Annotated in this window: 12 protein-coding genes; 9 read left to right on the top strand and 3 right to left on the bottom strand. The window is 31.8% G+C overall.

Annotated features, from left to right (window positions below):
- The first annotated feature begins 10 nt into the window (after nucleotides 1-10).
- Nucleotides 11-1,801: an ABC transporter ATP-binding protein gene (locus ACVEGE_RS17260; RefSeq protein WP_192501801.1), complete on the top strand. Its 1,791-nt coding sequence runs from the start codon at nucleotides 11-13 to the stop codon at nucleotides 1,799-1,801.
- A gap of 10 nt (nucleotides 1,802-1,811) precedes the next feature.
- The gene (locus ACVEGE_RS17255) at nucleotides 1,812-3,134 is read left to right on the top strand and encodes a porin (protein ID WP_192501802.1); all 1,323 of its coding nucleotides are present in this window, start codon (nucleotides 1,812-1,814) and stop codon (nucleotides 3,132-3,134) included.
- Nucleotides 3,135-3,203: 69 nt separating this feature from the next.
- On the opposite strand, the gene ACVEGE_RS17250 is transcribed toward ACVEGE_RS17255, so the two are convergent.
- A complete protein-coding gene (locus ACVEGE_RS17250; protein WP_173852266.1) occupies nucleotides 3,204-4,373 on the bottom strand; it encodes a proline dehydrogenase family protein in 1,170 nt (389 codons plus the stop codon).
- Between the two features lie 132 nt (nucleotides 4,374-4,505).
- Here ACVEGE_RS17250 and ACVEGE_RS17245 point away from each other — a divergent pair, with 132 nt between their 5' ends.
- The 7 genes from ACVEGE_RS17245 (at nucleotide 4,506) to ACVEGE_RS17215 (ending at nucleotide 11,757) form a co-directional block, all read left to right on the top strand.
- A complete protein-coding gene (locus ACVEGE_RS17245; RefSeq protein ID WP_192501803.1) occupies nucleotides 4,506-4,814 on the top strand; it encodes a tetratricopeptide repeat protein in 309 nt (102 codons plus the stop codon).
- Between the two features lie 6 nt (nucleotides 4,815-4,820).
- Nucleotides 4,821-5,900: a 3-dehydroquinate synthase gene (aroB, locus tag ACVEGE_RS17240; protein ID WP_192501804.1), complete on the top strand. Its 1,080-nt coding sequence runs from the start codon at nucleotides 4,821-4,823 to the stop codon at nucleotides 5,898-5,900.
- A 288-nt stretch (nucleotides 5,901-6,188) separates the two neighbouring features.
- The gene (locus tag ACVEGE_RS17235) at nucleotides 6,189-7,589 is read left to right on the top strand and encodes a type III PLP-dependent enzyme domain-containing protein (protein ID WP_173852260.1); all 1,401 of its coding nucleotides are present in this window, start codon (nucleotides 6,189-6,191) and stop codon (nucleotides 7,587-7,589) included.
- Between the two features lie 94 nt (nucleotides 7,590-7,683).
- Nucleotides 7,684-8,655, top strand: coding sequence for a deoxyhypusine synthase family protein (locus ACVEGE_RS17230; protein ID WP_173855140.1), 972 nt, complete (start codon nucleotides 7,684-7,686; stop codon nucleotides 8,653-8,655).
- 9 nt (nucleotides 8,656-8,664) lie between these two features.
- Nucleotides 8,665-9,048, top strand: a complete 384-nt coding sequence (locus ACVEGE_RS17225; RefSeq protein ID WP_192501805.1) for a DNA primase — start codon at nucleotides 8,665-8,667, stop codon at nucleotides 9,046-9,048.
- A 112-nt stretch (nucleotides 9,049-9,160) separates the two neighbouring features.
- Entirely contained in the window at nucleotides 9,161-11,269 is a 2,109-nt protein-coding gene (gene recQ, locus ACVEGE_RS17220; RefSeq protein ID WP_192501806.1) for a DNA helicase RecQ, read from the top strand.
- Nucleotides 11,270-11,280: 11 nt separating this feature from the next.
- The gene (locus tag ACVEGE_RS17215; RefSeq protein WP_192501807.1) at nucleotides 11,281-11,757 is read left to right on the top strand and encodes a DNA-deoxyinosine glycosylase; all 477 of its coding nucleotides are present in this window, start codon (nucleotides 11,281-11,283) and stop codon (nucleotides 11,755-11,757) included.
- Between the two features lie 7 nt (nucleotides 11,758-11,764).
- Here ACVEGE_RS17215 and ACVEGE_RS17210 read toward each other — a convergent pair whose 3' ends face one another.
- Both ACVEGE_RS17210 and ACVEGE_RS17205 read right to left on the bottom strand, forming a co-directional pair.
- Entirely contained in the window at nucleotides 11,765-12,280 is a 516-nt protein-coding gene (locus ACVEGE_RS17210) for a DinB family protein (RefSeq protein ID WP_192501808.1), read from the bottom strand.
- A gap of 9 nt (nucleotides 12,281-12,289) precedes the next feature.
- Complete coding sequence (locus ACVEGE_RS17205) at nucleotides 12,290-14,875, bottom strand: phosphoenolpyruvate carboxylase (protein WP_192501809.1); 2,586 nt, start codon at nucleotides 14,873-14,875, stop codon at nucleotides 12,290-12,292.
- Nucleotides 14,876-14,954: the final 79 nt, after the last annotated feature.

Genomic DNA, 14,954 nt, shown 5'->3' with positions numbered 1-14,954 from the left:
ACAAATTATAATGGCAAGGTACAAAGAAAATGATTTACCGAAAGCGAAATTAAATTCGAATTCACTTCACAAAGCATTAAGGATTTTTAAATATGCTAAAAACCACAAATGGAAATTCTTCGTTGGATTGGTTTTCTTATTATTAACTAGTGCTACTGCCCTAGCCTTTCCTAAATTAATGGGAATGTTAGTTGACTGTGTTACTAATAAAGACTTAGATAAAGCTAACGAAATTGCTCTAGCCTTAATGGGAATTTTAGTCTTGCAGGCAATCTTCTCTTTCTTTAGAATATCACTCTTTGTAAATTTTACTGAAAATTCGTTATCAAACATTCGTTTTGCACTTTATGAGAATTTAATCAAGTTACCAATGACTTTTTTCTCTCAAAAGCGTGTTGGAGAATTAAATAGTCGCATTAGTGCTGATATTTCGCAATTACAAGACACATTTACTACTACTATAGCTGAATTTCTACGTCAATTTATATTAATTGTTGGTGGATTCATTATTTTAGGAAGCATTTCTCCTAAATTGACTTTAATGATGCTTTGTATTGTTCCTATTGTAGCGGTTGGAGCAGTCCTTTTTGGTCGTTTTATTCGTAAATACGGAAAGAAAACTCAAGACAAAGTAGCCGAAAGTCAAGTTATCGTTGAAGAAACACTGCAAGGAATCACTAATGTTAAGGCTTTTGCCAATGAGTGGTATGAATTGCAACGTTATAAAAATAAGATTAACGAAATAGTAAAAATCGCTATCAAAGGGGGACAATATAGAGGGTATTTTGCCTCCTTTATCATATTGTGTCTTTTTGGATGTGTTGTAGCTGTAGTTTGGTACGGAATCACATTAACAATTAAAGGTGAAGTAGAAGGTGTTGGAGATTTGATCTCATTTATATTGTATACTACTTTTATTGGAGCTTCTTTTGGTGGAATTGCTGAAATGTATGCACAAATTCAAAAAGCGGTGGGTGCTACTGAGCGTGTTTTTGAACTTCTTGATGAAGTGCCAGAGGTAATATCTACAACTCCTAACACAGCAAATATTGAAAAATTAAAAGGAACAGTACGTTTTAAAAACGTTGCTTTTAGCTATCCTTCGCGTAAAGAAATTAAAGTTTTAAATGATGTGAATTTTGATGTGGCTTTTGGCCAAAAAATTGCCATTGTAGGTCCTAGTGGTGCTGGTAAATCTACTATTGCGTCATTATTACTTCGTTTTTACGATATTGAAAGTGGTACTATTACTATTGATGATAAAAATATCTACGATTACGATCTTGAAACATTACGTGGAAACATGAGTATTGTTCCCCAAGATGTAATCCTTTTTGGAGGTACAATTAAAGAAAATATTGCTTACGGTAAACCTGACGCTAGTGATGAGGAGATTTACACTGCAGCTAAACAAGCCAATGCATTGAATTTTATCGAAAGTTTTCCTGAGCAATTTGAAACCGTTGTGGGAGAAAGAGGAATTAAACTTTCTGGAGGGCAACGACAACGTATTGCCATTGCTAGAGCGTTACTTAAAAATCCAAGTATTTTGATTTTAGATGAAGCGACTTCTTCTTTAGATAGTGAAAGTGAAAAATTAGTTCAAGAAGCATTAGAAATTTTGATGCAAGGAAGAACTAGTATTATCATTGCCCACCGTCTTTCAACCATTCGTAGTGCTGACCAAATTTTAGTTTTAGACCACGGTGTTATTTCTGAAAAAGGAACACATCAAGAACTAATGGCTTTAGAAAATGGAAAATATAAAAACTTAAGTAACCTACAATTTACCGAATTCTAATTAACAACCAATGAAAACAAAGCTAAATAAAGCAGCTGTTCTATTATTTTTATTTTTTTTAAAATCTGTTGCTATTCAAGCACAAGAGAAGAAAAATCCGTTTGTAGTAAACCTTTCTGAAGACGGAAAAAAATACATTAAATTTGGTGCCAACCTACAAATATGGGGCCGCTACACGGAGCTCAATCCGAATAGTAAAATTGGTGATAATGTAGTTTCACAATCTACTGATGTTTTAATTAGGAGATTACGTTTACAAGCAAGCGGTATGCTTACTGATAATGTTTTTTTCCATATTCAATTAGGGCAAAACAATATCAATTTTACACAAAATTCTGGACCATCTAATGCACCACTATCTCTTTTAGACGCTATTGGTGAATACCGTTTTAATGAAAAGTTTAATTTAGGTGGAGGTCTAACGGCTTGGGGAGCTGGAACTACACGCTATTCTGCAAATAGTTCTTCTTCACAAATGACACTGGATGCACCTATATACCAACAGAATATTAATATCTCATCTACTTTTGGAAACAGAAATTTAAGTATTTATGCCAAAGGAATGTTTGATAAATTAAGCTATCGTGTAGCGATCACAAATCCGTATCGCAACGCAACAAGTACTTTGAATCTTAATTCTACAATTAGTACACACACTCCAAAAGCGCAATATTCAGGTATGTTGACCTATGCTTTTGCAGATAAAGAATCTAATAACGAACCGTACAATAAAGGAACTTATTTAGGAACTAAAAAAATATTTAATATTGCTGCGGGCTATCTAACGCAATCAAAATCAATGTGGAGAGTAGATCCTAATGATGCTACGGCTACATTATATGAGGACATGAATATTCTAGGATTAGATATTTTTTATGATAAACCTCTGAGTGCAAAAGGAGATGCTTTGACCGTTTATGCTGCTTACAATAATTGTAATTTCGGGAAAAACTATATTCGTAGTATCTCAACTCCTAATCCTGCAGTTGCTGATGGATCCCTTATTAATGGTTCTGGTAACGGATTCATTGGTGTTGGAACCGGGAATATTTATTATAGCCAAGTAGGTTATTTATTTGCTAAAGCAAAAGATGCCAATGTAAAAGGCCGTATTCAGGCTTATGCAGCAGGTCAAATAGCCGACTTAGAAGTACTAAACAGCCCAATGAGTATGTATGAATTTGGTGCTAATTATTACTTAACAGGATCATTAGGTCCTAAGTTAAGTTTAGGATATCAAAGCAGAGCTATATTTGATAAAACAGCTGATATAAAGTATTCTCAAAGTGACCGTAAAGACATGTTTGTATTGCAATTTCAGGTATCTTTCTAAATTTCTAAATAATTGTAATAAAAAAGGTTTCGCTATAATGGCGAAACCTTTTTTATTTAGAAGTGAGCATTAATCTTCTTTTCTTCTTTTTCTTTCTGCTTTTATCATTTCTAATTCACGGCTTGTTTGCCCCGCTACTGAAGTATTTTCTTCCGCACGACGAATTAAGTAAGGCATCACATCCTTAACTGGTCCAAATGGCAAATATTTAGCTACATTATAACCATTTTCGGCTAAGTTGTAACTGATATTATCACTCATACCATATAATTGTCCAAACCATATACGGTTATCATTCGACTCAATTCCTTTACTTTTCATTAATTTCATTAAAGTATAAGTACTTGATTCATTATGTGTACCTGCAAAAATTGACATTTGGTCTAAGTGTTCCAACATGTATTTTACAGTAGTATCATAATTTATATCGGTATCATTTTTTGAAGCACAAATAGGTGTTGGATATCCTATTTCGGTAGCACGTACATTTTCTTTTTCCATGTAAGCACCACGAACTAATTTCATTCCGATATAAAAACCTTCATTTTTTGCTGTTTCGTGCAGCTTTTTTAAATAATCCAATCGATCCCAACGGTACAATTGCAGTGTATTAAATACAATTGCTTTATCCTTATTGTACTTGCGCATCATATTAGTGACTAAATCATCGGCAGCATCTTGCATCCAGCTCTCTTCACCATCAATCAATAAAGCAACATCTTTTTTATGACCTTCACTACACACTAAATCAAAACGAGTTACTACTCGATCCCATTCAGCTTGTTCAGTAGGATTTAATAATTCATTGCGTCCTATTTTTTCATACAATTCAAAACGTCCAAGTCCTGTAGGTTTAAAAACCGCAAACGGAATCGCCAAACGCTCTTTAGCAAATTCAATTGTTTTAAGAGTCATTTTTAAAGCTGCATCAAACTGATCCTCTTCTTCTTTTCCTTCAACAGAATAATCCAAAACCGAAGAAACTCCTTTGGTATACATTTTATCAACTACAGAGAGGCAGTCTTGCTCATTGATACCACCACAAAAGTGATCAAATACTGTAGCACGAATCAATCCTTCAACAGGTAAATGTGCTTTTAAAGCAAAGTTTGTTACTGCTGTACCAATGCGAACCAAAGGCTGATTAGCAATCATTTTGAATAAAAAATAAGCACGATCCAGTTCCGTATCGCTCTTTAATGAAAAGGCTACTTGCGTATTATTAAATATTTTGTCCATAGGGTGGTTTTTTACGCAAATATAGCTATAGTTTGATTTTATGATTGCTAATTTCTCAAAAAAAATATCCAAATTCTTTTTTATGATAATTTTTAGTAAAAAAAAGACTCCAGGAGAAAATAATATATAAATTTGGCTCAAATATATTTTAATAAAGCATTAGAATATTACAAAAAAGCTTCAAAAGAAGATCCAAATAACATCATAATAACACAGAATATAGGAATTTGTTATTTTAAGACGAATCAGTTTAAATCAGCTATCGTTTATTTAGAAAAAACCTTAAATTCGCCACTACTTATAGATGGTAAGACTGAGTTTATACTTGGAGCCAGCTATTTGAATACAAATAATAAAGAAAAAGGCTGTAAAAATATGATTGCGGCCGAAAATAAAAACTATCCTGGAGCTGCAAAAATAGTAGCCCAATACTGTAATTAATTCATTATGTCAACACATCTAACCACAATACAAGCGAGTAATCATCCTATTTATTTTAATGAAAAAGGGTACGAAGCATTAAACATACATCTAAAAGAAAATAAATACTCTAACTTATTTATCATTGTTGATAGTAATACAAATGAGTTTTGTTTACCTAAATTATTACCAGTTTTAGAAACCGATTTAACGATTGAAATCATTGAATTTGAAAATGGCGAAATCAATAAAAATATTGAAACTTGCGTTCAAATATGGAATGTTCTAACAGAACTAGGAGCAGATAGAAAAAGTTTAGTGATCAATCTAGGTGGTGGTGTTGTTACTGATTTAGGTGGTTTTGTGGCTTCTACTTTTAAGAGAGGAATCGATTTTATAAACATACCTACTACCCTACTTTCTATGGTTGACGCTTCTGTAGGAGGTAAAAACGGTGTAGACTTAGGAAATTTAAAAAACCAAATAGGTGTTTTTAATTTACCCGTAATGGTATTAGTTGATACCGATTATTTAGAAACAGTCCCAAAAAACGAAATGCGTTCTGGTCTTGCCGAAATGTTGAAACACGGTTTAATTTTCGATAAAAACTACTGGGAACAATTCTTAGATTTAGATGCAATTGATTTTGCTGATTTTGATCTCTTAATTCATCGTTCTGTAGCTATTAAAAACGAAATTGTCACACTAGATCCCACTGAGAAAAATATTCGTAAGTCATTGAATTTTGGACATACCTTAGGCCATGCTATTGAAAGTTACTTTTTAGAAAGTGATGATAAAACAACCTTACTGCATGGAGAAGCAATTGCGGTGGGGATGATTTTAGAAAGTTATATTTCATTAGAGAAAAATTTAATCACCATTGCAGAATATAATGAGATAAAAACTGCGATAAAAGCAATATTTGATGATATTTCTTTTGACGAAAAAGACATCGATCCGATACTTGAATTGCTAATTCACGATAAAAAAAATGAGTACGGTAGCATTCAGTTTGCACTAATTGAAAGCATCGGTAAAATAAAAATAAATCAATTGGTTGAAAATGAATTAATTCTTAATGCTTTTAGGGATTATAAATCTTAATTTATTTTTAGGCAAAAGGATTGCATTGGGTATATTTTATTTTTTACATTTGTAGCAATGAAAAACACAAAAAACAAAGGTAATTATCGGTCGAATCGAATGGAAAACAATAGTTCTTTTTCAAGAGTATTGAAACACTTCTATTCTATTAAAGGAAGTTTTACTTTTGATATTTTTCAGTATTTAAAACTTGAGAATAAAAAACTACAAATTATATATGCGAATATTAGGGTTTGAATACTCGATTAATTCCGTTTTATTTCAATAATCTTTTATACTCAAAATTCAATGAATACTAAATATTCCGACTTAATAAATCAAACATACTATTTCCCACAAGAAGAATTTACATTAAACAAAGACAACCTTCAGTTTCACAATATTGATTTGATGAAATTAGTAGAAAAATATGGTACGCCATTAAAATTTACTTATTTACCACAAATTTCAAACAATATAAATAAAGCTAAAAGTTGGTTCAGAAAATCAATGGAGAAAAATAAGTACGATGGTAAATATTTTTACTGTTATTGTACTAAAAGTTCTCATTTTGAATTTATAATGAACGAAGCTTTTAAAAATAATATTCATGTAGAAACCTCTTCGGCTTTTGACATTAATATTGTTGAGAATTTAATGGCAAATGGGAAGATTAATAAAAGTACTTATGTAATTTGCAATGGTTTTAAAAGAGACCAATACATAGAAAATATTGCTCGTTTAATTAATAACGGACATAAAAATACCATTCCAATCATTGATAACTACGAAGAGTTAGACTTACTACAAGCAGAGATCAAAGGGAAATTCAAAATAGGAATTCGTATTGCTGCAGAAGAAGAACCTAAATTTGAATTTTATACTTCAAGATTGGGTATTGGGTACAAAAACATTGTAAACTTTTACAAAAAACAAATTCAAGAGAACGACAATTTAGAACTTAAAATGTTGCACTTTTTTATTAATACTGGTATCAATGATACAGCGTATTACTGGAATGAATTAGTTAAATGTATTAAAGTATACATTGCCTTAAAGAAAGAATGTCCTACGCTTGATGGATTGAATATTGGTGGTGGTTTCCCTATCAAAAATTCATTAGCATTTGAATATGATTATCAATACATGATTGATGAAATTATCAATCAAATTAAAATTGCTTGTGACGAGGCAGAAGTTGATGTACCTAATATTTTTACAGAATTTGGTTCATTTACTGTAGGAGAAAGTGGTGGAGCTATTTATCAGATTTTGTATCAAAAACAACAAAATGATAGAGAAAAATGGAACATGATTGATTCCTCTTTCATTACCACATTACCGGATACATGGGCAATAAACAAGCGTTTTATTATGCTTGCAATTAATAGATGGAATGAAACCTATGAACGCGTTTTACTAGGTGGACTAACATGTGATAGCGATGATTACTACAACTCTGAGCAAAACATGAATGCCATTTATTTACCCAAGTACAATAAAGAAAAACCATTGTACATTGGTTTTTTCAACACTGGAGCTTACCAAGAAACCATAGGAGGTTATGGAGGTTTACATCATTGCTTGATTCCGCAACCTAAACATATCTTAATAGATAGGGATGAAAACGGAATTATTGCAACAGAAGTTTTCTCAGAACAACAAACTTCTGATGATGTGCTAAAAATTCTAGGTTACAATAAAAAATAAATAATTACATAATTAGTCAAATTAAAAAATTAGTATATTTGGATTGTGACACTATTCAATGCAACCGATTTTTTAAAAATTAAAATCCAATAAAATGAGTAAAGGACCAATCAGTCAGTTTATCGAAAAGCATTACTTGCATTTCAATTCTGCGGCTTTAGTAGATGCAGCAAAAGGTTATGAACAACAGCTAGCAAATGGAGCTAAAATGATGGTAACTCTTGCTGGAGCAATGAGTACTGCCGAAATTGGAAAGATTTTTGCAGAGATGATCCGTCAAGACAAAGTACAAATCATATCTTGTACAGGTGCAAATTTAGAAGAAGATATCATGAACTTGGTAGCGCATTCACATTACGAAAGAGTACCTAACTACCGTGATTTGACTCCAGAACAAGAATGGGATTTACTTGAAAGAGGATTAAATCGAGTTACAGATACTTGTATTCCTGAGCATGAAGCATTCCGTCGTTTACAAAAACATATTTACAAGATTTGGAAAGACGCTGATGACAAAGGAGAACGTTTTTTACCACATGAATTTATGTATAAAATGCTTTTATCAGGCGTTTTAGAAGAATATTACGAAATTGATTTAAAAGACAGCTGGATGTATGCAGCAGCAGAAAAAAACTTACCAATTATCTGCCCAGGATGGGAAGATAGTACTATGGGAAATATTTTTGCTTCGTATGTCATTAAAGGAGATTTAAAAGTCTCTACGATGAAATCTGGAATAGAATACATGACATTTTTAGCAGATTGGTATCCTAAAAATTCTGCTAATGGAGTTGGTTTTTTCCAAATTGGTGGTGGTATCGCTGGAGATTTCCCAATTTGCGTGGTTCCAATGTTGTACCAAGATATGGAAATGCCTGAAACTCCTTTTTGGAGTTATTTCTGCCAGATTTCAGACTCTACAACAAGTTATGGTTCGTATTCTGGAGCAGTACCAAATGAAAAAATAACTTGGGGTAAACTAGATATTAAAACTCCTAAGTTTATTATCGAATCTGATGCTACAATTGTAGCACCGCTTATTTTTGCTTATATATTAGACCTATAGAATATCATTATGAAAAGAGTAATTGTTGATTACGCAAAACTTACCAACGAAATTTTAAACCTATTAGTGGAGAAATTTCCTGACGGTTATGATGACTCAGATATCGTTCGTTTTAGAAATGCTAAAAACGAATTAATTGAAGCTGTTGAAGTACGAACTGAAGACACTATTTACTTAGTTAAAGTAAGTATGAAACTAGCAGACCGTATCGAAAACCACGATGAAGATGATGAAATCGATGATGTTATCGAACCAATCATGCCAATTAAAGGGCTTGATTTAGATGATGACGAAGATGACGATGAAGATGACGATGAAGATGACGATAATTTGGACAGACCAGATAATGATAGTGAAGATTCTGACGATGATGATGACGATGACGAAGATTAAAAAAGCATATAAATAAAAAAAGGAACTCTAAAATGGAGTTCCTTTTTTTATACTAATAAATTATCTTTGTCTTTTAGAACTATTTTTAAGCTACTCCAGTATAAAACTATAAATGATTACATCTCAATTATTACATCAAACACTTAAGGAAAATTTTGGTTTTGAAAAATTCCGCGTTAATCAAGAAGCGATTATAAATACAGTATTGTCTAAGCAAGATAGCTTAGCGATTATGCCTACTGGAGGCGGAAAATCAATTTGCTTTCAATTACCAGCCCTAGTTTTGCCGGGAATTACGATCGTGATTTCGCCATTAATTGCCTTGATGAAAGATCAAGTAGATAGTTTAAAAACAAACGGAATCCAAGCTTGTTACATCAACAGTAGTCAAACTGCTGCCGAACAACAAGAGCATATTGAAGATTTAAAAAGCAACAAAATTAAAATTGTTTACTTAGCTCCAGAGAGTTTATCCTACTTAGAGAATTTGTTTAATATACTAACAGTAAGTCTTATTGCAATTGATGAAGCACATTGTATTTCTTCTTGGGGACATGACTTTAGACCTGCATATACCAATCTAGGTTATTTAAAAAAACGCTTCCCTTCTACTCCAATCTTAGCTTTAACTGCAACTGCTGATAAGGCTACACGTAAGGATATTAGCGATCAATTAAACTTAACAAATCCTAAGGTTTTTATTTCTTCATTCGATAGGAAAAATTTAAGTTTAGAAGTACGACCAGCATTAGATCGAGTTAAACAAATCATCGATTTTATACATAAAAAGCCTAATGAATCAGGAATAATTTATTGTTTAAGTAGAAAAACAACTGAGGAATTAGCTCAAAAATTATTAAAAGACGGAATAAATGCTAAAGCTTATCATGCGGGACTTGATGCTAATGTTCGTTCTAAAACTCAAGATGCTTTTATTAATGATGATTGTCAAGTGGTTTGTGCAACGATTGCTTTTGGAATGGGGATTGATAAATCAAATGTGCGTTGGGTAATTCATTATAATTTACCTAAAAACATTGAAGGCTATTACCAAGAAATTGGTCGTGCTGGTCGTGACGGATTACCATCTGAAACTATTTTATTTGAAAGTTATGGTGATGTGATTCAGTTACAAAAATTCGCATCTCAAGGACTAAATGCTGAAGTACAATTAGCTAAACTAGAGCGCATGAAACAATATGCAGATGCCTTGAGTTGTCGTAGGAAAATTTTACTTTCTTATTTTGGAGAGCTTGTAACCGAAAATTGTGGCAATTGCGATATTTGCAAAAAACCACCCGCTTTTTTTGACGGAACTATTATTGCTCAAAAAGCATTATCAGCAATAATTCGGTTGAAAGAATTTGAACCGTTACCAGTAATTATTGATTTTTTAAGAGGATCCAAAAATGCGTATATCTATGAGAAAAACTACCAAGACTTAAAAACTTATGCCGTTGGGAGTGATATTTCATGGCAAGATTGGAATCAATATATTATTCAGTTAATGAATCAAGGATTTTGTGAAGTGGCTTTTGACCAACAAAACAAAATTAAGCTCACAGCATTAGCACATGAGGTTTTATTTGCTGGAGAAAAAGTACAGTTAATTGAACCACAAAAAGTCGTTATTCAAAAAACAACAGTAAAAGAGCCAAAAACCAAAGCAGATGCCAACTCGTTATTTGAAGTTTTGAGAAAATTACGTTATGAAATTTCAAAAGAGGATGAAGTACCAGCTTATGTTATTTTTAGTGATGCGGCTTTACGCCAAATGGAAACCATAAGACCAATGAGTGACGAAGAATTACTCGCTATTGACGGTGTTGGAAAAGTGAAGCTAGAAAAATATGGTGATGCGTTTATAAAAGCAATTATAAATTTTCAGAAAAATAAAAGTGTAAAAACTAAAAAAGAAGCTTCTACTTATAAAGAAACTTTAAGCTTATTTCAAAGTGGCTTGACTGCTGAAGAAATTGCTGAAAAAAGAAAATTAGGACTTGGTACTATAATGTCGCATTTTGCTAAATTATATTTGGATGGATCCGAAATTGATTTACGCGAATTTATAACAGAAGAAGAAATAAAATTAGTTGCTAAAGCAAAAACAAAATTAGAGACTCCAACGACTTTAAAACCCTATTTTGATTACTTTGAAGAAAAACTAGCTTATGATAAAATACGAATGGCATTATCAATTATCGAAAAAGAAAATCTATAATTAGCTTTAGTATGATTAATTCTTTTACTCCTTACATAAATTCAGAGACAAAAATCTTAGTTTTAGGAACTATGCCTGGAATTGCTTCTATAGAAAAGCAAGAATATTATGCACATCCCAGAAACCATTTCTGGAAAATCATGTATACTTTATTAAGCGAGATTCCCGTAGATGAAAAATTTGAAAATAAAATAAAACTATTGCAAAATCATCATATTGGATTGTGGGATGTCCTTGAAAATTGCGAAAGAAAAGGCAGTCTCGATGTAAATATAAAAAATCAAAAAGAAAATGATTTTGAATCATTACTCGAGAAGTATCCAGGCATTAAAAAAATAGTATTCAATGGTAAAGAAAGTCATAAATACTTTTTTAAAAAATTTGGTCAAATAAAAGGCATCACTTATTATGTGATGCCTTCTACAAGTCCCGCTAATACCATGTCTTTTGATAAAAAATTAGAATATTGGTCTGGTTTTTTAAAATAAAAAAGACCTATAAATACCTTTCTTGATAAATTTGTTGATGGTGTTTTTGATGACCTATGGTAATAAAACCAATCGCTCTTACCGAAACGGCATTGTTAGATGCAATTCCTGTTCTCAATAACTGCTCTTTAGAAAAACTTTTAAAAAGAGACAAAGTTGCTTGTCTAACCACAGCCATTTCTGTCAATAATCCTTGAAGATTTCTTTCATTAGCATTTGAATTTGCTACATAATCATTTTCTTCAAAACCTGGTAATGGTGTTTGATCGTTTCTAGAAATTCGTAAAGCTCGATAAGCAAAAATACGTTCAGTATCTATTAAATGTTGAATGATTTCTTTTATAGTCCATTTCCCTTCTGCATAACGGTAGTCAAATTTATCCATGGGAATATTTTGAACAAATCGAATAAAATCATGAAGACAAATTTCTAATTCTTCAATCAAATCTGCCTGTTTAGCTGCTTGAACATACCCCTCAAAATAAGGGGCATATTCTGTTTTGTTTAATTCACTTGATGTCATAATATTTTTTTAAGCAGAATTTCTACTTGCATTTGTATTTCCAAATAACGAACGCATTACTAATTTCTCATATACCTTAATTAGGTTCTCATCAGGAACAGCAGCTTTATTTAATTCGTTAATTCGTAATAATGAATATTGTTGTATTGTTAACAGTGGTAATACAATACGCTCTCTTATTTGAATAGAAGCTTTACCATCAGGATAGTTCTCCATTAACTCAGTATGCCCCGCTATTTTTAATAATAATCGTTTTGTATCCAAAAACTCATCGTAAATAATTTGCCAAAATTCTCCAAATTCAGGATCCTTTTTCATATATGCAGTTAAAGGAAAGAAAGACTTTGCTAATGACATCATACTGTTCTCCAAAAGTGTTTTGAAAAATAAGGAGTTATCATATAAATCCTGAACTTTCTCCCATTGATTTGTTTCTTCAAAATGTTTTAAAGCAGCACCTACTCCAAAAAATCCAGGTACATTTTGCTTCAGCTGGCTCCAAGAACCCACAAAAGGTATTGCTCTTAAATCAGCAAAATCTAATTGATCCGACTTGCTTCTTTTAGATGGTCGACTACCTATATTAGTTTTTGCATAATATTTCAACGTACTCATTTGCTCTAAATACGGAATAAATTTTGGGTGGTTTTTAAAGCTTAAATATTTTTTATACCCTAAATCAGCTAACTGATCCATTACCACTTTTTCATCCGTGGACAACTCGTTTTTATTTTTGCTAAAAACTTGGTTGGTTACTCCAGCGCTTAATAGATTCTCCAAATTGTAACGGCATGAATCTAAAGTTCCAAAATTAGAACTAATAGTTTGTCCTTGAACTGTAATTTGAATTTCGTTATTTTCGATTGTTGGTCCTAAAGAAGCATAAAACTTATGTGTTTTTCCACCACCTCTAGCAGGAGGACCACCACGACCATCGAAGAAAATTACTTTAATTCCATATTTTCTAGACATCTCGGTCAAAGCTTCTTTTGCTTTAAAAATACTCCAGTTTGCCATTAAATAACCACCGTCTTTTGTTCCATCAGAAAAACCAAGCATGATTGTTTGCTTCATTTCTCTATCTTCAAGGTGCTTTGCATACATAGGATTAGTATACAATTGCTCCATTATGGTGTGTGCTTTCAATAAATCCTCTACAGACTCAAACAATGGAATAACGTCTACAGTAGGTTTTTCCCAATTTGACAGGCGAATCATTGCAAAAGTTTCCAATACATTCAATGCACTTTCATTGTTACTAATAATATATCTATTAGCACCTTCTTCTCCGTTTTGCTCTTGAATAATTTTTATAGCTTGAATTGATTCAATTGTAGAGCGGGTAATTTCGTTTTCAAAATCAGCTGGATTTAAATCACCTTGAACTTTAGAAAGGATTTCAAATTTTGCTGTTTCATCTAATTCATAATAGTTTTTAGGAAATATACTGCTACCGCTCTTTTGATAAAAATCAAAAATATTTCTAAAAACACCATCATGAATTCTGCTATTCTGACGAATATCAAGTGTAGCAAAATGGAAACCAAATAAGTTTACTTTAATAAGTAACGCATCTAACTCGTCTAAATATAGTGATTGATGTTGCTCAATTACAATCGTTTTAATTTTATGTAATTGCGACTTAAACTCTTCTAGAGTGATGTATATTTCTCCTTTGGAATAAAAAACAGAACGATAAAGTTTATATTCAAGTTCCGCTACCAAAACATCTACATTAAAGAAGGTTAGCTTTCTTTTTAAGTTTCTTATTTCAATATAATAACACTTTAAAATTGATGTTCTTAATCGGTCAGCTACATTCAGGGTAATCTCGGTAGTTACAAAAGGATTTCCATCACGATCACCACCTGGCCAGAAACCTAATTTAATTAATGAATTTTGAATTTCTACGTCTTTAAAAACATTTTTTTGTAAATAATGCACCATATCACCAGATGTATTATAAAATACATTTTCAAGATACCAGATCAAACTTACTGCTTCATCAAACGGATTAGGTTTTTCATTTTTTATAAATGGTGTTTTTCCTAATTGTGCCAATAAATGTTTGATTTTCAATAGCTTATTATCTCGAATTGCATCTGTTAAATCATTGATAATTCCAAGTACAGATCCAGGATAAAACTGTGTAGGATGAGCAGTTAAAACCGTTCTAACGTTGAATGTTTCTAAAAAGCTAATTAACTCCTCTTTTTTACCTTTGGCATCAGCCTTTTCTTTAATATCTCTTAACGAACCTCTACCTTCCATGTTATTTACAATAGGAAAAGCAGCGTCTTCTACGGCGTCAAAAAGCACAATTTGACGTTCTATATATTGTATAAAACGAAACATCAAGTCAATTTGATCTGCTTCAACTGTGCTGTGTAGGTATTTTTCAGAGAAAAAATCAATAATCTCTTTTGGAGTTTCTTGCTTTTTAAATCCTGACTCGCAAACCTCTGTAAATAAAGGCAATAAAACACCTGTGTTATCAATGGAGTCAAAGGGTAGCGTGATAAATACACTGTTGTAAATGTTGTATTTTGAAAGCACGTTTTGATTAAAACGTTCAATTTTAGGTAGTGTATACATAATTTTGTTATAGTTGGTTGGTTGTAGTGGAAAATAGTTATAAAAAAATAACCCCAAGAACTAACTTGAGGTTATATTT

Source organism: Flavobacterium sp. PL002 (assembly GCF_054165825.1).
This window is presented reverse-complemented; position numbering and strand designations above follow the sequence as displayed.

What these genes read in the sequence shown, in the direction of transcription:
- ACVEGE_RS17260 (WP_192501801.1), top strand. Translation starts at nt 11, where the DNA reads ATGGCAAGGTACAAAGAAAATGATTTACCGAAAGCGAAATTAAATTCG.
- ACVEGE_RS17255 (WP_192501802.1), top strand. Translation starts at nt 1,812, where the DNA reads ATGAAAACAAAGCTAAATAAAGCAGCTGTTCTATTATTTTTATTTTTT.
- ACVEGE_RS17250 (WP_173852266.1), bottom strand. Translation starts at nt 4,373, where the DNA reads ATGGACAAAATATTTAATAATACGCAAGTAGCCTTTTCATTAAAGAGC.
- aroB (WP_192501804.1), top strand. Translation starts at nt 4,821, where the DNA reads ATGTCAACACATCTAACCACAATACAAGCGAGTAATCATCCTATTTAT.
- ACVEGE_RS17235 (WP_173852260.1), top strand. Translation starts at nt 6,189, where the DNA reads ATGAATACTAAATATTCCGACTTAATAAATCAAACATACTATTTCCCA.
- ACVEGE_RS17230 (WP_173855140.1), top strand. Translation starts at nt 7,684, where the DNA reads ATGAGTAAAGGACCAATCAGTCAGTTTATCGAAAAGCATTACTTGCAT.
- ACVEGE_RS17225 (WP_192501805.1), top strand. Translation starts at nt 8,665, where the DNA reads ATGAAAAGAGTAATTGTTGATTACGCAAAACTTACCAACGAAATTTTA.
- recQ (WP_192501806.1), top strand. Translation starts at nt 9,161, where the DNA reads ATGATTACATCTCAATTATTACATCAAACACTTAAGGAAAATTTTGGT.
- ACVEGE_RS17215 (WP_192501807.1), top strand. Translation starts at nt 11,281, where the DNA reads ATGATTAATTCTTTTACTCCTTACATAAATTCAGAGACAAAAATCTTA.
- ACVEGE_RS17210 (WP_192501808.1), bottom strand. Translation starts at nt 12,280, where the DNA reads ATGACATCAAGTGAATTAAACAAAACAGAATATGCCCCTTATTTTGAG.
- ACVEGE_RS17205 (WP_192501809.1), bottom strand. Translation starts at nt 14,875, where the DNA reads ATGTATACACTACCTAAAATTGAACGTTTTAATCAAAACGTGCTTTCA.